Genomic DNA, 19,396 nt, shown 5'->3' on the forward strand with positions numbered 1-19,396 from the left:
CGCCGTAGCTGTTGCCGGCTGTATTAGCACTGGGCCCGCTGCACCGGGCTGCCCAAAGGGGCCGCCGTCAATTCTGCCACGTTCCGCCCGCCACGTTATCCGTTCCCCGGGCGTTGGCCCGCCGTTCCGCCAACCCCGACGGCGCAGCCGCCGCTGCTTCTCTATTCCGCGGCGAGTTGGCTCGGGATCTCAGCCCGCAGGCAGAGGAAGGTGGGCACGAGGGTAGCCGCCAGAAGCAGGACGAACCCGCAGCCGCCCACGATGGCGACACTGGCCAGCGACAGCACCGGTGCGGCCAAACCAAGGGCCAGCGCGAGAACCACGGCGCCAGCAAGAATTGCTGCCGTTCCCAAAACCGCGGCGGTAACGGTGTAGATGAGTGCTTCCCAGATTGCAGCCAGCACCACCAGGGCCGCAGTTGAACCCGCGGCGCGAATCAGCGCGAACTCCCGCTCACGGGCGTAGCCGGACATCAACACTGTTGCCATTGCACCGACGCCGGCCAGCAGCAGCGGCCCGCCGATCATGAGGATGACAACCCCCACCGACAATTCCCTCTTCTCGCCCACTGCGGCGCTAAGAGTCGCTGCCGTAGTGAATATCCCGCCGGACAGGGCCATGGCCATCATCAGCGGCGTGATGGAAGCAGTGCTCTGCCCCAGGCGGTAGCCCGCGGAATTGCGCGCCAGATACCAGGAGGCCGACCAGTGCCGGGGCACCAGCGATGTCCAGGCCTTCAGCACCGGCTGAAACACCATCGTTCCTGCTGCCGCCAAAACCGCAGCAAACAGCGGAATCAGCAAAAGCGCGCTGCCGGCAACCGTCTCAAACCCGGCCCGCATCAGGCTCACCGAGAATGCGGCTGCTGCACCTGCCAGGGCCAGAAGAACCACACCCCTCACCCACCCGAAGGGAACCGGTGCGGTCTCCGCCGTCCGCAGCGCTTCAAGGGGCGACACCCGCCCTGCCCTGCGGGCGCCGCCAAGTCCGCCGAGCAACATCACCAGGCACTGTGCAGCGGCGATCCCGGCCAGTCCCGTTCCACTGAGATGAACACTGATGTCCTCAGCGAAATTCAGCGGCCCCCACAGCCAACCGAAGATCGGCGGGGAGAGCACCTTCACCACGGCCCATCCGGTCACGGCTCCCACGGATCCGGTCACCGCCAGTTGGGCAAGAACGACGGCGGTCACCGCCCCGGGCGCCAATCCCGCCAGCTGCCACAACGCGTAGCTTCGCTGCTGCAGTGCCACAGCGAGACCTGTCACAGAACTGAGGACGATCAGGGCAGCCGCCGTGGAAAACAGGATGAGGATGGTGCTGGCTCCGGCTAGGTCGTATTGGATGGTGCCGCCGTAGTGATTTCCGGTTTCGATCAGGCCGACGCTGATGGCACCGATGCCGCCGGTGGTAATGCACACCAGGAGGACGCCTGCCCATACGCGGACATGGGCCCACAAATCACCGAGCACCAGCTTGATCATGCAGGGATTCCGGCCTCGGCGACCGCAGCAAAAACCTCTGCCGGTGTCGGAGCCCGCAACTCGGCGTGGATGGCGCCGTCCCGCAGCACGAGCACCCGGTCAGCCAGTGCTGCCGCTTCCAGGTCGTGGGTTACCAGGACCACCCCGCGCTCCCCGTGTGCCGCTTCGCGCAGCAGCTTCAGAACCGTGGCACCGGTGAGGGTATCCAGGGAACCCGTCGGCTCATCGGCAAAAACGATCTTCGGCTGCAGAGCCAGCACCCGGGCGATCGCCACCCGCTGCCGCTGTCCGCCGGAAAGCTGGGCCGGGCGGTTTTTTGCCTGCCCGGACAAGCCAACCCGAGCCAGCACGTCATCCACCGCCTCCGCGCTGAGGCGTCTCTTGGCCAGACGGGCCGGAAGCGCGATATTTTCCCGCACATTCAAGGAGGGGATCAAGTTGAATGACTGGAAAACAAAGCCCACCTCATTCCGCCGGAGGGCAGCGAGCTGCCGGCGGTTAAGACGGGCGAGGTCCTCACCCAGCAGGTGCACCCGGCCGCCGTCGTACGCCTGAAGACCAGCGAGGCAATAGAGCAGGGTGGATTTCCCGGATCCGCTGGGACCGACAATGCTGATCATTTCTCCGGGTGCGACCGCTGCCGAAACATGCCGCAGCACGGAGACCGGTTCCCCGCCGCGGCTCGGAGCAGGGAAAGCCTTGACGATCCCCCGGGCATCCAGCAGCAGCTCAGACAAAGCGCGCTCCGCACCACAGCGAGATGAACATGGAACTCCTGACAGATCGATACCCAAGGCGGGCCGGCGGCCGTAACCGGCGCCAAAATCGAAAGCGTAGCAGGCAGGCTCCCGACACTTTTTGAACACGTTCAAAAACATGATGTACTGGCGGGCGGGCCGGGAAGCTGCGCGCATAGAAGCTCGCCCTCCCCGCCCGTGACTAAACCCGTAAATAACTGAATCCAGGAGCGTTAAATGGCCGCGACGGTCAAGAGTGAGCAGACCCGACGGCTGCTGATCGACTCAGCGCTCTCCCTGTTCCGCAGCCAGGGATATGCAAAAACCACCATGCGCGGCATTGCCGAGGCCGCGGGTGTATCCGTGGGCAACGCCTACTACTACTTCCGGTCCAAGGACGAGCTGGTGGCGGAGCTGTACCGGTTCCTGCAGGACGAACACCGCAGCCGTGCCCTTCCACTGCTCCGCGACGGTCACAGCCTGAGTGAACACCTGCGTCTGGTCCTGCTGGCCAACCTGGACATCCTGGGGCCGTACCACGACTTCGGCGCCCATTTTCTGCGCACTGCCCTGACGCCGCCGTCGTCCTCAGCGGAGGCCAACGGCCGCCACCACTCCGGCGGCGGTGCGGAAGTGGGCCTCGCCAAGTCAATTGCCCTGTTCCGGCAGGTCGTGACTGTCTCGCGGCCGCAGCCGCCGCTGGCCATCCGTGACGATCTGCCCGAATTGCTGTGGTTGATGCACATGGGGGTAACGCTTTTCTGGATTTATGACCGTTCGCCGGGCCAGCGGCGGTCGCGCCGGCTGGTGCAAAATGTGGCACCGCTGGCAGCGAAGCTCGTTATCCTCTCCCGCCTTCCTGTGGTCCGAAATATCGTTGAGGATGTAGTCCACCTCTTCCAGGGAGCCAGGCGCGATGACTGACAGAAGTGACGACGTCGCAGTTCCCTCCGCAGCCGACCCCGCCGTTCCGCTCACCCCTCAGCGTTTGGTGAGCTCCCCTTACGTGGTCCCCGGTCCGCTGGCCTCCGCGCTCGGGTATGCCGCCGCATGTGTTGTCCTGGCGACAATTGCCACTGTTGCGGTGGGCTGGGGTGCCTCGCGGGACTTCTGGGGCTACGTATGGACCGTCATCGTCGCCGCGTTCTATGCCGCAGGCCTCGGCCTGTTCACTCTCCTGCCCGTAGCCCTCGTCCTGGGCTGGTTGCTGCGCCGGGTACCGAACCAGGGCATCCACGTTCTGGCGTTCTTTCTGGTGCCCCTGCTGCTCGGCTGGATCATCATTGGCCTGACCGTGCACGCGGTGCTGGTTCCGCTGCTGATGGGAACGGCGATCGGCGTGTCCATGGCAGCGGGCCGTGCCCTCATCTGGGGCCTTATCGACTCATAGTTTCACTTTCAGGCGTCCGCCTTCCCGGGGCCGGGCGGGGGCGCAATTCGCGCAGCCGCCCGTCGGTGGCACCGAAGCCTGTCATGGGTGGAAGATGGATGCATGTCTGCTAACACACACTCTGCACAAACGGCTGCTCCGGCCGTCACCTTGACCATTGCAGGTTCCGAAGCCACAGGCGGTGCCGGCGCCCAGGCCGATCTGAAAACGTTCCAGGAGCTCGGCACCTACGGCATTGCCGCACTGACCTGCATTGTCTCGTTTGATCCGAAAGACAACTGGAACCACCGGTTCGTTCCCGTGGATCCCCAGGTCATCAGTGACCAGCTTGAAGCCATCCAGTCCGCGTACGATCTGGACACCGTCAAGCTCGGCATGCTGGGCACCCCGGCCACCATCGACACCGTGGCCAAGGCACTGCAGAGCCAGGAATGGACCAACATAGTCCTGGATCCGGTCCTGATCTGCAAGGGTCAGGAACCGGGAGCAGCACTGGACACGGACCAGGCACTCAAGGCCCAGATCCTGCCGCTGGCTACCTTTGTGACGCCCAACCACTTTGAGTCCATGTCCCTCTCCGGAATGGATTCCATCGAAAGCGTCGAGGACCTGAAGGAAGCCGCCCGGCGCATCCATGAAGCCTCCGGCGCCGTGGTCCTGGCCAAGGGCGGCGTTCGGCTTGAAGGCGACGACGCCGTGGATGTGTTCTACGACGGTGAAACCATGGAGGTCCTGCGGGCACCCAAGGTGGGCGACGTCGCCGTCAGCGGCGCCGGCTGTACGCTTGCCGCCGCCATCACCGCCGAGCTCGGCAAGGGAGCCACTCCCCTCCAGGCCGCAAAAACCGCCAAGGCTTTTGTCACCGAAGGAATCCGCAACCGGGTTTCCTCGAACACACCGTTTGACGCCCTGTGGCAGGGCGGCGCGGGCTCCGGGCCTGCTCTGTAAACGTCACGTGGTTCTGCGGCGGGCCGCTGTTGCCGGGGTCGGGTTGGAGCCCGGCAACAGCGGACCAATTGGTGCCCGTCTGGGGCCCGGTTGGCGACACCCGCCGCAGAACGAACGGCCGTCAGGTTGCCGCCAAAGCGACCCCCGGCTGCCGCCGGACCGCATCTCAGGTGGCTGCGGGTTGACCCGTTAGCGACGCAGGATTTTCGTGTACAGCCGGTGCGCGGAAAGTGCTGCCTTGACCGTGCGGGAGTTCAGCAACCGGTGGTGCTCAGCCTGAAGACCCTCAAGCTCCCGGTCCCGCTGCGCGGCGTACGAGCGGAGCCTGTCTTCTTCGACCTCTGTCTGGGCTGCCGTCGCAGACCGGCCATGGAACCCGGCGGCCGCCTCTTGTACCGCCGCATGCCAGAGCCCTGCGGCACGCAGCGCAGGCGCCGGAGCAAGGTCTTCCACAGCAGCAGAGGCGTCCTTGCTGCCGGAAAGCACCGCCGCGACACCGTCCCACCACTGAGTGAACCAGGCTTTCCGGGACGGCTGCAGTTCTGCCAGATGAGCCGAGATTTCGGCCCGGCGCTGCCAGGTCTCGCCCATGGCTTCGGCCAGCAGTCCATCGGACAGTCCCGGCAAGGGAACCACAAAGTCCGCCAGGCCCCAGTTGGCCATGACGCCGGCGAGCCGGACACCGCTGTAATTGTCTACGGTCAGCGCGGCCACGGGCACTGCTGCGGAAAGTGCGAACACGGCGGGGTGGTAGCGCGTTGTCACTACGAGGGAAGCGCCGGCAGTGACCGCCGCGACGTCCCGGGCAGGCAGTACCGGAAGCTGGCGCCGGGGCGAGGTCATGCAGGCCGCGATCCGGGCGTGCGTCTCCCTGTCGCAGGTGTCCTGCGTTCCAACGCCGAAGTGCGGCAGGAAGACCGTAGCCAGTCCAGTACGGGCATGCAGGGCATCCAGCTGGGCCCCCAGGAGTTCGTGGAACTTCTCGGGGTTCCCTGAATGCGGGGCAACGGTGACGGCAACATAGCCGGTTTCCGGCAGATTAAGACCGGAGGCTTCCTGCCCTGCATCGTTCCCTGCCGTTCCGCCGCCGAAGGCCAGGAACGACGCGTCATCCAGACCGGTCACTGCCCGTATCCCGAGCCGGCGGGAGAGCTCAGCCGAAGACCGCTCCCGAACTGAGCACAGGTTCGCTGCCTCAAACATGTCCGCCAGAATTCCTGCGTCCACGCCCGTCAGCTGCGGGCCCAGCGTCTGGCCGGATATCACCACGGGCTTCCCCAGGGAGCGGGCAACGGCAACCACCGCGGCACGTTCATGCAGAAGCCAGCCATAGCGCGAATTCAGGTTGCCTCCGCCCGCGATGACGACGCCGTCGCACTTCTGAAGCTCAGCGATCAGTGTCAGGGCCGGGTCCCCAGCTGGAAGCGGGGCGGTGCCGGAGAGGTGTTCGCGGATGCTCTTCAGATACGCTTCACGCTCGGCCGGAGGCCAGGGAAACGGCAGAGTGGCCGCTGCATCGGACCCAAAGAGGCGCTGTGTCTGCTCCGGATTGCGGGACAGCAGGAGGACTTCGAACCCGCGGGCCGCCAGCTCATCGGCAGCGGCATGGCCCATGGCTTCATCGCCCGCGTGGTACAGATCCTGGCCAAGATCCGCAAGGACTGCAATCTTTGCAGTCATGATTCGCGCCGTGACTGCAGGGCATCCCGGACCACTGATACAGCAGCTTTCCCTCTGGAGAAAACACTGCTCAGGCTGGTCCGGCGCTTGACCGTGTCTTCCACGCGCCGCAGAGCCTGGGTCAGTTCCTCCTGCATCCGGTCCATCCGCCGCTGGTTTTCCAGCAGCAGTTCTTCCTGCTGCGCCATCAAGGAGCTGAGCTGGAGCATGAAGCCCAATCCGCCCTTGGCCAGGTCATCCCGGAGAAAGTTATCCCGGACCATGCGGTCAAAGTGCCGATGCTCCTCCGCCTTCTCAAAAATACTGTTGGCTTCGGCACCGGAGGCGGTGGGCCGCTGGCACCAGAACGCCAGCGGTTCGCCGTCGAGAAAACCGATGGGGTGCATCGCCAGGACACGAAGGTTGAATTCCCAATCCCCGCACACCGCCAGATTTTCGTTGTAATAACCCACTTCTTCATGAAGTGAACGCCGGTAGAGGAAGGAAATAGGCACCGCGCGATTAATGCGCAGCTGCTCCCCGAGCGAAATCCGGTTGAAAGCCGGCCAACAAGGCTCGGAACGGGTTTCGACGATATCTTCGCCGACCACTTCCTCAAATCGGACGTTCGTCCGGACAACAACTCCGGCATCGAACGAATTTTCAAGATGCCGGACGGTGCGCTGCAGGAATTCCGGATGCCACAGGTCGTCGTCGTCATGGATGGCAATGTAAGCGGAATCACAGCTGCGGATGCCGGCGTTGGATGCTGCTTCCATGCCGGTGCTCTTCTCGCGGTGGAGAATGTTGACCCGCTCCCGGACTTCCTGGGGCAATTCGGCAACCACCCCGTCGACCTCGCCGACGTTGCCTCCGTCATTGACCACGACTACGGAGAAGTCGCTGTGCGTCTGGTTGAAAATGTCGCGGAGTGCCCTTCTCAGGAACAGCGGCCGATCCTTGGTTCTAACGATTACTGCTACGTGCGATGGTTCGTGCGATGCCACTTGGCTCCCATAGTTCGGCTCCACTTCAGCCACTACGATATACCGGCCGGCCGGGGCGGCGCTCCGGGGAAAATTGAGTCCGTTCATACTGTTGACATTCGATAAGAGACAAACAAAGGTACAAGCAAGGCCCAATTTGTTTCCTGACCGAAAAAATCGTGGACCTGATTCAGCTCCGTCTTTACGTCACTACGTCATTGCTAGGTCTCGGTCGGTGGAATCGAAATCAACAGATTTCAATTCCGGCTCCGGCGGACCCTTAATAAGGAGAAGTATGAAGCATCCAAACCATCGGAGATCAGGAAAGGCCGCGCTGGCAACAGTTGCCGGTCTGGCTCTGGTCTCCAGTATGTGGACCCCGGCCGCGGCCGTTGAGGGGAACACTCAGGGGGAACCGACGGCCAAGGGCCTTGCCCGTGCGACGCCGGAACTTAAGGTCTCCAGCGACTTGTTGACCAAACAAGGTCAGGTTTCCGTATATGTTCAGTTCACCGGCAAGGGTGCCTTTGAGCAGACCCAGCCGCAGGAAGTCCGCGACGGACTTGCAGCACCGCTGAACAAGACAGCCGAGGTCCAGCAGATCCGGGCCTCCATCGAGGCCCAGGCCGACGAAGTTGCGGCACAGGCGTCGTCCAGCATTATCTACACCACCACCAACACCATTCCGGGTGTGGCCATCCGCGGCGACGCCGAAGCGATTCGAGCACTGGCCGCTCGCGGAGACATCACCAAGATCACCGGCATTGTGCCCAAGACGATCGACAATAAGGGCGGGGACATCGATGTCCGTGCCCTGGACTCCTGGGTTCAGCGCGACCAGACCGGTGAGGGCGTCACCATCGCCGTCCTGGATACCGGCCTGGACTACACCCACTCGGATTTCGGCGGCCCCGGAACCATGGATGCCTTCGCTCAGGCGCAGGCATCGGACACCATTCCAGCCGCGGACTCGGGACTTTACGACCCGGAGAAATTCGCCGGCGGCTGGGATCTCGTGGGCGACGACTACAACGCCGATCCCTCGGTCCCCGAGCTGTACAGCCCCAACCCGGTGGAGGACGCCAACCCGCTGGATTGCCAGAGCCACGGTTCGCACGTGGCCGGTACCGCAGCAGGCTACGGCACCAACGCCGACGGCAGCACCTTCCGGGGTGACTACTCAGCGCTTACGGCCAAGGACGTCAACGGAATGGGCATCGGCCCGGGCACCGCGCCCATGGCCAAGCTTGTCAGCGTCCGTGTCTTCGGCTGTGAAGGTTCCTCGGAAGTTGTCGGCAAGGCACTGGACTATGTCCTTGACCCGAACCGCGACGGCAACTTCGATGACCGCGCCCAGGTAGTCAACATGTCCCTCGGCTCTTCCTTCCCGGCCTATGACGATCCGGAAAACGACATTGTCAATGCGCTCACCGCGCAGGGCATCCTGTCCGTTGTCTCCTCGGGTAACTCCGGCGACATCTACGACATCGGCGGATCCCCGGGCAGCGCCGAAACCGCTCTGACCGTGGCCAACAGCGTTGGTTCCCAGACCACTCTTGATGCCGCCGAGGTTCTCGAACCGACGTCGCAGAAGAAGTCCGGAACTGCATCCGGCCAGTACACCGCGAACTACAACTACGCAGCCGCAACAGATGAAGCGCTGACCGGCACCGTTGTTATGGGTCCGGCCGGAGATAACTCCGACGGTTGTGCCACGCTCGAGCCTGCAGGCGCCAACAAGGGCAAGTGGGTTTGGCTGACCTGGGATGACAACTCCAGCACCCGCGAGTGCGGATCCGGAGTTCGGTGGAACAACGCCGCAGCAGCCGGTTACGCCGGTGTCATCATTGATTCCACACTCAACGGTTTCGACGCCGGCATTGCCGGCAACGCCACCATTCCGGGCATGCAGGTCACCGCGGATTCCGCGAAGGAACTGCGTCCCGCCGCTGAGGCCGGAACTCTTCAGGTCCGCCTGAACAAGGACCTGCTGGGCACCGTGACCGGCGAGTCCGGCGCACTGGACACCCTGAACGCCAGCTCCTCACGCGGTATCCACGGTTCCAACGGCGTCGTCAAGCCGGACGTTGCCGCTCCGGGCACCCAGATCAAGTCCGCTCAGGTGGGCACGGGCACCGGATCCTCCATCAAGAGCGGAACCTCCATGGCGGCACCAAACGTCGCCGGACTTTCCGCCCTCGTCATCGCCGAGACCGACTACAACCCGTACGAGGTCAAGTCGATCATCATGAACACCGCCACCCATGACCTTCTGACTGCTGACGGTGTTGTTTATGCACCCAACCGCACCGGTTCAGGCCGCGTGGACGCGTTGGATGCCCTCAATACGAAGGTTCTGGCCTACGATTCCGAGCAGCCCGGTCTCACCTCGGTGAACTTTGGCGTCCTGGAACTCGGGTCCAGCCCCATCGAGGTCACCCGCAACGTTACGGTCGAGAACAAGGGCGACAAGCCGCAGACCTACTCGGCAGAATACCTGGCCGCAACGGAAATGCCGGGCGTCACCATCACTGCCGGCGGTCAGGTCACCGTACCTGCCAACGGCAAGGCAACGGTTCCCGTCACGCTGAGCATTAAGGATCCCGCAGCGCTGGCCAAGACGATCGACCCCGCCGCTGAGAAGACCCAGGGCGACGTCGAACGCCAGTACTTGGCGGAAGCCTCCGGCCGGCTGCAGCTGACGAGCAACACCGCCGGAACCCTTCGGGTGCCGGTCTACTCCGCTCCGAAGCCGACCTCCGATATGCAGGCCAGCACCAAGATCACCTTTGCTGATTCTGCTGCCGGTACTGCCGCAGTAACCTTCAGCGGCCGGGACCTTAATCAGGGCGAGGGCACCGAAGCGTACACCTCGCTGGTAACGCCGCTGGTACTGGGTGAAGAGAGTGCACGCCGGGACAACCTGGCTCTGCAGTCCCTCTACTCGCTGGACCTGCGCACTGTGGGAGCCGCTTCCACCGTTCCCGCACTGACCGCCGCCAAGGGTGACCTGGCGGAGTCGATCCTGAATATTGGAGTGAGCACCTGGGAGAACTGGGCGTCGCTGAACAGCAACAGCCAGATCTCCGTTGAGCTGGACACCAACAACGACGGCGCTGCCGATTTCCTGGTGAATACGGGTTCGGCTGACGGCATCGATCTGTCCGTGTTCTCGCTCTACCCGGTTGTCAACGGCGCACAGGCTGTGAAGCCGCTGGGCACCTTCCCTGTCAACGGGGTTCTCGGAGAGACAGATACCAACAACTTCGACACCAACGTGGTAACCCTGCCGATCCCGGCCGCTGCGCTTGGACTGGACCTCTCAAAGTCCGCTCCGATGCAGTACCGGGTCTCCACGTACAACGCCTTCAGCGTGAACGCGGACGGCGCACAGGTTCCCGTTGATGAAACCGCCTGGATCGGATTCAATGTCACCGAACCGGCCATTTGGTTCCAGGGAGCTCCCGGCTCCGAAGGCGCCAACGTGTTCGTAGACGAGAACGCCTCACTCCTGGCGGTCAACCGCCAGGCTTCCACCACCAGCGGCAAGGCCCTGTTCCTGCACCACCACAACGCTTCAGGCGTCAAGGACCAGGTCACTCCGGTTGAGGTGGGCGCCCTGCGCTTCACCGATGTTGCCGGTACCAAGTTCGAGAACGAAATCAACTGGATGGCAGATCAGGGACTGACCACGGGTTACGCGGACGGCACCTACCGCCCGCTTGGCTCGATCAACCGTGATGCCATGGCGGCGTTCCTCTACCGCCTGGCCGGATCCCCGTCGTACAACGCGCCGGCAAAGTCCCCGTTCACCGACGTAGCCACGAACAACCAGTTCTACAAGGAGATCTCGTGGCTTGCTGAGACGGGTGTTTCCACCGGTTACCCGGACGGCTCTTTCCGCCCGCTGGCCCCGGTCAAGCGTGACGCGATGGCTGCGTTCATGAACCGGTTCGCCGGCGAGCAGTGCTCGGTTGAGGACGCCTCGGGTTACAAGGCCCCGGCTGCGGCTTCCTTCACCGACGTGGCCACGAACAACCTCTTCCACAAGGAAATCTCGTGGATGAAGGACTCGGGCGTTTCCACAGGCTGGTCGGACAACTCGTTCCGCCCGCTGGAGGATGTCTCGCGTGAAGCCATGGCGGCGTTCATCAACCGCCTGGACGGTTACACCACCGACAACGGCGGTAACTGCAAGTAGCACCAACAGCTAGAAAGACAGCGGGTCCGGGAGATTATCCCGGGCCCGCTGTTTTACTGTTCCCCGGAACGCTGCCGGCCTCACTTGAGCAGCTTGGACATCCGGCGGTCAGCCAGCAGTTTTCCGTCGGTTTGGCAGTTGGGACAGTACTGGAGGGAAGAATCGGCAAAAGACACTTCCCGGACTGTGTCACCGCAGACCGGACAGGGTTCCCCCGTCCGGGCGTGGACCCGCAGCGCCCGGCGTTTGGAGTCCTTCAGCTCGGCAGCGGGCCGTCCGGAGGCATTGGCAATGGCTGATTCCAGTGTGCCGTCCATCGCCTCGTACAGCCGCCGGACCTCCTCGGGCTGAAGCCGGGCAGCGTTCGCGAACGGTGAGAGGTGCGCAGCGTGCAGGATTTCGTCGCTGTACGCGTTGCCGATGCCGGCAATCACCGACTGGTCCCGCAGCAGCCCCTTGATCTGGCCGCGGTGCGAAGCGACCAGTGCAGCAAAAGTGTCATAGTCGACGTCGAACGCCTCCGGGCCCAGCCGCGCAATGCCTGGAACCTCCTGAAGATCCTCCACCAGGTAGACGGCCAGGGATTTCTTGGTTCCGGCCTCGGTCAGGTCGAATCCCGGCTCAGCCCCGCCGTCGTCGTCCCGGGAGGCAGCAAAGCGGACCCGCAGCGCCATGGGCCCCTTGCCGGGCCGCAGCCGTCCCGGCTTCAGCGCATCGGACCAGCGCAGCCAGCCTGCTTTGGCCAGGTGCATCACCAGATGGACGCCTCCGGCGGTGATGATCAGGTACTTGCCCCGGCGCCGGACGGCGGTCACCGGCGCACCGGTAAGGGCTGCCAGCGGCACTCCCGCAGTCTTCAGGACGGAGAACGACAGGACCTCGACGTCGGAAACCACGGCGGCGGGTGCATCAGCGGGAAGCAGCTTGGTCCGCAGGAAATCGGCGAGTCCCTGCACCTCGGGCATCTCTGGCATGCCTACACCCTAAACGGTCAGTGACGGTGCAGAACAGGACCGGAGTGACCGCCGCCGGAAAGTGCGCCCGGAGTGGGGCAAAGCCTTCAGGAGGCGAGCCGCTCTTCCGTGCCGCGGTCTGATCCGCTGCGCCTGGCACCGGACTGTTCAACACCGGGCTCGGGCCGGCTGATCTCCTCCCACACCGCGTCCAGGGATAGCCCGAGGACCCCGGCGATGGCAGCGACGGTGGGAAAGGCGGGCGTGGCCACGCGGCCGGACTCGATTTTTCGCAGGGTCTCCGGGGAAACATGTGCGTGCAGCGCGATGTCCAGCATGGTGCGCTCTCCCCGCGCTTGGCGCAGCAGGGCGCCAAGACGCTGTCCGCGCTCGACTTCTCCGGGGGTAAGCGACAGTCTGACCATGGGCACTATCCTACCGGGATAATATGGCCGGTATAGTTATTGGACATCTCGAAAGGTACCGCATGATCGAAATCCTGAACGCCGCCGAAGTTGCCAAGGCCCGCACCACGGGTGCACTGGTTGCAGACATTCTTCAATCGCTGAAAAGCCGCGCCGTGGTTGGCACGAATCTTCTGGATATTGACCGGTGGGCTGCGGCAATGATCACGGAAGCCGGAGCCGAGTCCTGTTACGTGGACTACGAGCCGTCCTTTGGGCGCGGACCATTTGGGCATTACATCTGCACCTCGGTCAACGACGCGGTACTCCACGGCCTTCCGCACAACTACACACTTGCCGACGGCGACCTGGTGAGTCTGGATCTCGCCGTCCTCAAAGCCGGTATCGCCTCCGACTCCGCCATCAGTTTCATCGTGGGCGATGCCAGGCCGCCGCAGAGCGTGAAGATGATCAAGACGACTGAGCGCGCCCTGGCCGCCGGCATCGCTGCAGCTCGCCCCGGTGCACGCATCGGCGATCTTTCCGACGCCATTGGCTCGGTCCTGAGCGAGGCGGGGTTCCCGGTCAACACGCAGTTCGGCGGTCACGGCATCGGTTCCACCATGCACCAGGATCCGCACGTTCCCAACGCCGGCCGGCCCGGCCGCGGATACAAGCTGCGCCCCGGGTTGCTGCTCGCGCTGGAGCCGTGGGTCATGGCTGACACCGATGAACTGATTACCGACGACGACGGGTGGACACTGCGAAGCGCAACGGGCTGCCGCAGCGCGCACAGCGAGCACACGATCGCCATTACCGACGACGGCGCGGAGATCCTGACGCTGCCGTCTCAGCGTTCCTAGGGGATCCCTAGTCCGCAGCGTGCGCCTGCAGGAACGAATACACCTCGGTTTCATCCACGCCGGGAAAAGCTCCCGGGGGCAGGGCCGCCAGCAGATGCGAATGCGCCCGGGCGCTGGGCCAGGCAAAACCGGACCATTGTGAGGACAGCTCGCCCGGAGGCGTGCGGCAGCAGTCCGGATCCGGGCAGCGGGACTTGGAACGTGCGGTGGTATCGCGGCCGCGGAACCATTTCACGTGCGCGTAGGGAACGCCGATGCTGAGGGAGAACAGGCCGCCGGAGCTGCGTTCGGTGCGGGCGGTGCACCAGTAGGTCCCGGCAGGGGTATCGGTGTACTGGTTGAACGCACTGAATTGGTCCGGCACGGAGAAGACCTCCCGGGACGTCCAGTACCGGCAGATCGGCTGGCCCTCAATGGCGCCGGTGTGATCGGCGGGGAACGTCACGCCATCGTTCTCATAGGCTTTGTAGACAATGCCGCTCTCGTGCACCTTCTGGAAGTGGGTGGGGATGCCCAGATGCTCCGTGGCGAGGTTCGTGAACCGGTGCGCCGCAGTCTCATAGGACACGGCGAAGGCATCGCGGATGTCCTCCACAGCAATCTCTTTGGCAGCCTTGGCCTGCTGCAGGAACTCCACGGTGGCTTTCCGGGGCAGCAGCAGTGCCGCCGCAAAGTAGTTTGTGGCCACCCGCTGGCTGAGGAACTCGCCGTAGCTGCTGGGCGTCCGGTGCTGGAGCACATAGTGGCCCAGTGCCTGCAGCAGCACCGAGCGCGGATCGTGGTCCGACCGCTGGGACTGCGTGAGATAGATCCTCCGGTTCTTCAAATCAGTGACGGACCGGGTGGAGTGCGGCAGGTCATGCACGTGATGCAGGCTGAAGCCCAGATGCGCGGCAATATCAGCGATCACGTGCTGGGACAGCGGCCCGGATGTGTGCCCCACCGAATCCAGCACCTTCTGGGCCTCGGCTTCGTATTCGGGAAAGTAGTTGTTGCGCTCCCGCATCATCTTCCGCAGTTCGCCGTTGGCCCGGCGCGCCTCCTCCGGCGTGGCCACCTGCTCGTTGAGCCGGCGCTCCAGCTCCGACTGCAGCCCCACCAGCGATTCGAGGACGTCGATGGGAGTGCGCGAGCTGATCCGCACCTTCGGCAGGCCCAGGGAGGAATACAGCGGTCCGCGCTGGGCCCGCTCCAACTCAATCTCAAGGGCAGCACGCCGGCTCGGAGGCTCGGCACCCAGCAGCGAATCGATGCTGACATCCAGTGCGGCGGCCAGCGCCTGCATCATGCCCAGTTTCGGTTCGCGCTTGCCGTTCTCAATCAGCGACAGCTGTGAGGCCACGGTTCCGACGGCGGCGCCCAGGTCATCGAGCGTCATCCCCTTTGCCTTGCGCAGGTGCCGGACGCGCCGGCCCAGGCTGATCACATCCAAAGTGCGCTCCGCTTCGGACCCCGGAGCGGATTTGCGGGCTGCCGGAGCGGGCCGGTTCCATGTTGTGTCGGTCACAAATTCATATTATGCGAAGAACTGCATTTCTTGCCAGAGGAAAGTCCTAGAAAGGGGGTTGTTATTGCCGCAGAGTGGGTTGCACAGAGGAAATCACCGGTTGAAACGGCCGGAGATGCAGCACCACTTCAAGGAGACGTTGGTCATGACCCAGGAACACAACACCGCACCCACCGCCGAGCAGCTTACACAGGAATGGGCCACCGATCCCCGGTGGGCCGGCATCGAGCGCGACTACTCCGCCGACGACGTCGTGAAGCTCCGCGGCCGCGTCTCCGAAGAGCACACGCTGGCACGCCGCGGTTCCGAGAAGCTCTGGGACCAGCTCCGCAACGCCGGCGACGAGGGCTACACCAACGCCTTGGGCGCCCTCACCGGCAACCAGGCTGTGCAGCAGGTCAAGGCCGGACTCAAGGCCATCTACCTTTCCGGCTGGCAGGTGGCAGCCGATGCGAACAACTCCGGCCACACCTACCCGGACCAGTCCCTGTATCCGGCCAACTCGGTTCCCACCGTGGTCCGCCGCATCAACAATGCTTTGCTCCGTGCCGACCAGATTGAGTTCGCTGAAGGCATCTCCACCGTGGATGACTATTTGGTGCCGATCGTGGCCGACGCCGAAGCCGGCTTCGGCGGCCCGCTGAACGCCTACGAGCTGATGAAGTCCATGATCCAGGCAGGCGCAGCAGGCGTGCACTGGGAAGACCAGCTCGCTTCGGAGAAGAAGTGCGGCCACCTCGGCGGCAAGGTCCTGATCCCCACCGGCCAGCACGTCCGCACGCTGAACGCCGCCCGACTGGCAGCAGATGTTGCCGGCACGCCCACCGTCGTCATAGCCCGCACCGACGCCGAGGCCGCCACGCTCATCACGTCCGACGTGGACGAGCGTGATCAGGAGTTCATCATCCGTGAGAACGGAGAGCCGGTTCGCACACCTGAAGGTTTCTACAAGGTGCGCAACGGGATCGAGCCCTGCATCGCCCGTGCCAAGGCCTACGCCCCGTACTCGGACCTCATCTGGATGGAGACCGGCACCCCTGACCTGGAGCTGGCCCGCAAGTTCGCCGAATCCGTCCGCTCCGAGTTCCCCGATCAGATGCTGGCTTACAACTGCTCACCGTCCTTCAACTGGAAGAAGCACCTGGACGATGACACGATCGCCCGGTTCCAGCGCGAGCTCGGTGCCATGGGCTTCAAGTTCCAGTTCATTACCCTGGCCGGCTTCCACGCCCTGAACTACTCCATGTTCGACCTGGCCCACGGCTACGCCCGCAACGGAATGAGCGCCTACGTGGAACTGCAGGAAAAGGAGTTCGCTTCCGAATCCCGCGGCTACACCGCCACCAAGCATCAGCGCGAGGTCGGTACCGGATACTTCGATGCCATTGCCACCGCACTGAACCCGACCGGAAGCACCCTGGCCCTGGCCGGTTCCACGGAATCCGCCCAGTTCCACTAAACCCCATGCTCCACCCCCGCGAGATGGCAGAAACTGCACGTACCAGCCCCGGGAAGAGCAGTTTCTGCCATCTCGGCGGGTCCGCAGAAGCGGATTCCCTCATCTTGAAGACCCGAAGGAGAACGCCATGAATGACCCAATCACCCTGAACGGAATTTCCCTCACCGCTCCCGTTGTGCGGCGCCAGGAGGAAATCCTCACCCCGCAGGCGTTGGACTTCGTCAAGGCGCTGCACCGGGCCACGGCCACGCGCCGGCAGGAACTGCTGCAGCAGCGCCAGACCCGCCGCCGGCAGATCTCCAACGGCGCGGACCCCGCGTTCCTGGCCGAGACGCGCTCCATCCGCGAGGACGATTCCTGGCGGGTTGCCCCCACGGCGCCCGGGCTGGAAGACCGCCGGGTGGAAATCACCGGGCCGGTTGACCGCAAGATGGCCATCAACGCCCTGAACTCCGGCGCAAAAGTGTGGCTGGCTGACATGGAGGACTCCTCCACGCCGTCGTGGTCCAACGTGATCAACGGGCAGCTGAACCTGCGCGACGTCCTGGACCGCCGGATCGATTTCACCTCCCCGGAGGGCAAGGACTACAAGCTGACCGGCTCCTCGCTCACCGATCTGCCCACCATCGTGGTCCGCCCCCGCGGCTGGCATCTGCCGGAAAAGCACATGCTGATTGACAACACCCCGATTGCCGGCGGCATCGTGGACTTTGGCCTGTACTTCTTCCACAACGCCCACCGGCTGATCTCACAGGGCCGCGGCCCCTACTTCTACCTGCCGAAGATTGAGAACCACCTCGAGGCACGCCTGTGGAATGACATCTTTGTCCTGGCGCAGGACCTGATGGGCATTCCCCAGGGCACCATCCGCGCCACCGTGCTGATTGAAACCATCACGGCCGCGTTTGAAATGGAGGAAATCCTCTACGAACTGCGGGACCACGCCGCTGGCCTGAACGCCGGCCGCTGGGATTACATCTTCTCCGTGATCAAGAACTTCCGGACCCGCGGACCCCGGTTTGTGCTGCCGGACCGCAACATGGTCACCATGACCGCACCCTTCATGCGTTCCTACACCGAGCAGCTGGTGCGTGCCTGCCACCGCCGCGGGGCCCACGCCATCGGCGGCATGGCTGCCTTCATTCCGAACCGCAGGGATGCCGCAGTGAACGACGTCGCCATGGAAAAGGTGCGCGCTGACAAGACCCGCGAGGCCGGCGACGGCTTTGACGGTTCCTGGGTAGCCCACCCGGACCTGGTTCCGGTGGCCATGGAGGTGTTCGACGGCGTTCTCGGCGAGCGCCCGAACCAGCTGGAGCGCACCCGCGAGGACGTGGTGCCCAGTGACAAGGCACTGCTGGACATCGCCTCCACGCCGGGCGTCATCACCGAGGACGGCATCCGCAGCAACATTGAGGTGGGCATCCGCTACATCGAGTCCTGGCTGCGCGGCAACGGTGCAGTCGCCATTAACAATCTGATGGAGGATGCAGCCACCGCCGAGATCTCCCGCTCACAGATCTGGCAGTGGATCCATTGCTCTGCCGTCACCGATGAGGGCGAGATCATCACGGACCGCTGGGTGGAAGAACTCCTCGAGGAAGAGTTCAACAGCCTGCAGCGCTTCGACGGCGACCGCTTCGACGATGCCCGGGCACTCTTCGAGGAAGTGGCCTGCGGCGAGGAATTCCCCACCTTCCTGACGGTTCCGGCTTACGCCCGGTTCCTGCACGAAGCGCGGGAACTGGCTACGGCCTAGGCACGGACCGGAACCGCTCCCGGAGTGTTTGCGCACTCCGGGAATGGCTTCCGGTCCTTTCCGCGTTGCACCGGATATGAAGATTGATATTTGGTCCGACATTGCCTGCCCCTGGTGCTACATCGGCAAGCGCCGCTTCGAGACCGCCCTCGCTGCCTTCCCGCACCGGGACGAGGTGGAGGTCCGCTGGCGCAGCTACCAGCTGGACCCGTCCCTGCCTGAACACTTTGACGGCACCGAAGTCGAGTATCTGAGCGAACGCAAGGGCATCGATCCTGTGCAGCTCGCCGGCATGCTGGAGCAGGTCACCGAACAGGCCGCCGGTGAGGGCCTGCACTATGACTACGACTCCCTGGCGGTCGCCAACAGTTTCTCCGCACACCGCCTGATCCACCTCGCACGCGCCGAAGGCGGCAACAAGGCCGCCGACGCCGTCAAGGAGGCGCTGCTGTCCGCCCACTTTGAGAAGGGCCGGGACATTGGTGCCGCGGAAACCCTTGCAGAGATTGGTGCCGCGGCAGGCCTGGACCCGAAACGCGTCCGCGCCGTGCTGGCCACCGACGAATTCGCCGACGCCGTCAACGCCGACATTTCGCAGGCCCAGTCGCTGGGAATCAGCGGAGTGCCGTTCTTCGTCCTCGACAACAAGTACGGAATCTCCGGTGCACAGCCCGCCGAACTCTTCACTTCGGCCCTGGAACAGGCCTGGCAGGAAGCCCACCCGCTGGTGAACCTGACTCCGGTGCCGGCGTCCGGCTCGGCGGACGGTCCTGCCTGCGGTCCGGACGGCTGCTAGGAGCGACGCCGGAGGGGGCCGTCCGGCGCCGTACCCTCCGGTGTCGCCCCCTTCACCGGCGTACCCTTCACCGGTCCAAATACGGACGAGCCAAAAGCCGGTTGATAGTGCACCGGCGATCTTGTTTCGAGTCCGTTCTGGGATCGGAAACAACGGCAGCGGCAAACCGAAGACTGCGCGCATGAAACGGTAGTTGATCCACACACCTGCGGTCATTAGGGCACGGATGACACTGATCATGACTGGTCCA

Annotated in this window: 15 protein-coding genes; 8 read left to right on the top strand and 7 right to left on the bottom strand. The window is 64.1% G+C overall.

All coding sequences use genetic code 11. From position 1 onward, the window contains the following. Positions 1–161 precede the first annotated feature (161 nt). The gene (locus tag AC4D2Q_RS16010) at positions 162–1,484 is read right to left on the bottom strand and encodes an ABC transporter permease family protein (RefSeq protein ID WP_490947441.1); all 1,323 of its coding nucleotides are present in this window, start codon (positions 1,482–1,484) and stop codon (positions 162–164) included. Continuing rightward, positions 1,481–2,221, bottom strand: a complete 741-nt coding sequence (locus tag AC4D2Q_RS16015) for an ABC transporter ATP-binding protein (RefSeq protein ID WP_490947442.1) — start codon at positions 2,219–2,221, stop codon at positions 1,481–1,483. The genes AC4D2Q_RS16010 and AC4D2Q_RS16015 overlap by 4 nt, the downstream gene beginning before the upstream one ends. A gap of 237 nt (positions 2,222–2,458) precedes the next feature. On the opposite strand from AC4D2Q_RS16015, the gene AC4D2Q_RS16020 reads away from it, so the two are divergent. The 3 genes from AC4D2Q_RS16020 (at position 2,459) to thiD (ending at position 4,559) form a co-directional block, all read left to right on the top strand. Further along, entirely contained in the window at positions 2,459–3,145 is a 687-nt protein-coding gene (locus tag AC4D2Q_RS16020; RefSeq protein ID WP_490947443.1) for a TetR/AcrR family transcriptional regulator, read from the top strand. After that, complete coding sequence (locus AC4D2Q_RS16025; RefSeq protein ID WP_490947444.1) at positions 3,138–3,611, top strand: hypothetical protein; 474 nt, start codon at positions 3,138–3,140, stop codon at positions 3,609–3,611. Before AC4D2Q_RS16020 ends, AC4D2Q_RS16025 begins: the two co-directional genes overlap by 8 nt. 102 nt (positions 3,612–3,713) lie before the next feature. After that, entirely contained in the window at positions 3,714–4,559 is an 846-nt protein-coding gene (gene thiD / locus AC4D2Q_RS16030; RefSeq protein ID WP_490927972.1) for a bifunctional hydroxymethylpyrimidine kinase/phosphomethylpyrimidine kinase, read from the top strand. 189 nt (positions 4,560–4,748) lie between these two features. Here thiD and AC4D2Q_RS16035 read toward each other — a convergent pair whose 3' ends face one another. Together AC4D2Q_RS16035 and AC4D2Q_RS16040 are read right to left on the bottom strand one after the other, a co-directional pair. Continuing rightward, positions 4,749–6,239, bottom strand: coding sequence for a polysaccharide pyruvyl transferase family protein (locus AC4D2Q_RS16035; RefSeq protein ID WP_490947445.1), 1,491 nt, complete (start codon positions 6,237–6,239; stop codon positions 4,749–4,751). After that, on the bottom strand, positions 6,236–7,225 hold the full coding sequence (locus AC4D2Q_RS16040) for a glycosyltransferase family 2 protein (RefSeq protein ID WP_490947446.1): 990 nt from the start codon (positions 7,223–7,225) through the stop codon (positions 6,236–6,238). Before AC4D2Q_RS16040 ends, AC4D2Q_RS16035 begins: the two co-directional genes overlap by 4 nt. 274 nt (positions 7,226–7,499) lie before the next feature. Here AC4D2Q_RS16040 and AC4D2Q_RS16045 point away from each other — a divergent pair, with 274 nt between their 5' ends. Beyond that, complete coding sequence (locus AC4D2Q_RS16045) at positions 7,500–11,405, top strand: S8 family serine peptidase (protein WP_490947447.1); 3,906 nt, start codon at positions 7,500–7,502, stop codon at positions 11,403–11,405. Between the two features lie 80 nt (positions 11,406–11,485). On the opposite strand, the gene AC4D2Q_RS16050 is transcribed toward AC4D2Q_RS16045, so the two are convergent. Both AC4D2Q_RS16050 and AC4D2Q_RS16055 read right to left on the bottom strand, forming a co-directional pair. After that, positions 11,486–12,379, bottom strand: coding sequence for an Fpg/Nei family DNA glycosylase (locus tag AC4D2Q_RS16050; RefSeq protein WP_490947448.1), 894 nt, complete (start codon positions 12,377–12,379; stop codon positions 11,486–11,488). 86 nt (positions 12,380–12,465) lie between these two features. Beyond that, the gene (locus AC4D2Q_RS16055; RefSeq protein WP_490947449.1) at positions 12,466–12,783 is read right to left on the bottom strand and encodes a helix-turn-helix domain-containing protein; all 318 of its coding nucleotides are present in this window, start codon (positions 12,781–12,783) and stop codon (positions 12,466–12,468) included. A 62-nt stretch (positions 12,784–12,845) separates the two neighbouring features. On the opposite strand from AC4D2Q_RS16055, the gene map reads away from it, so the two are divergent. Continuing rightward, positions 12,846–13,625, top strand: coding sequence for a type I methionyl aminopeptidase (map, locus tag AC4D2Q_RS16060; protein WP_490947450.1), 780 nt, complete (start codon positions 12,846–12,848; stop codon positions 13,623–13,625). Between the two features lie 7 nt (positions 13,626–13,632). Here the strand turns inward: map and AC4D2Q_RS16065 are convergent, their stop codons facing one another. Next, entirely contained in the window at positions 13,633–15,132 is a 1,500-nt protein-coding gene (locus AC4D2Q_RS16065; RefSeq protein WP_490947451.1) for a helix-turn-helix domain-containing protein, read from the bottom strand. A gap of 145 nt (positions 15,133–15,277) precedes the next feature. Between AC4D2Q_RS16065 and aceA the strand changes: the two genes are divergently transcribed. From aceA to AC4D2Q_RS16080, 3 genes are all read left to right on the top strand, one after another. Continuing rightward, positions 15,278–16,591: an isocitrate lyase gene (aceA, locus tag AC4D2Q_RS16070; RefSeq protein WP_490947452.1), complete on the top strand. Its 1,314-nt coding sequence runs from the start codon at positions 15,278–15,280 to the stop codon at positions 16,589–16,591. 127 nt (positions 16,592–16,718) lie between these two features. Continuing rightward, positions 16,719–18,350, top strand: a complete 1,632-nt coding sequence (gene aceB / locus AC4D2Q_RS16075) for a malate synthase A (RefSeq protein WP_490947453.1) — start codon at positions 16,719–16,721, stop codon at positions 18,348–18,350. A 76-nt stretch (positions 18,351–18,426) separates the two neighbouring features. After that, a complete protein-coding gene (locus AC4D2Q_RS16080; RefSeq protein WP_490947454.1) occupies positions 18,427–19,146 on the top strand; it encodes a DsbA family oxidoreductase in 720 nt (239 codons plus the stop codon). Positions 19,147–19,396 lie beyond the last annotated feature (250 nt).

It is taken from the genome of Arthrobacter sp. TJ-178, assembly GCF_058269275.1.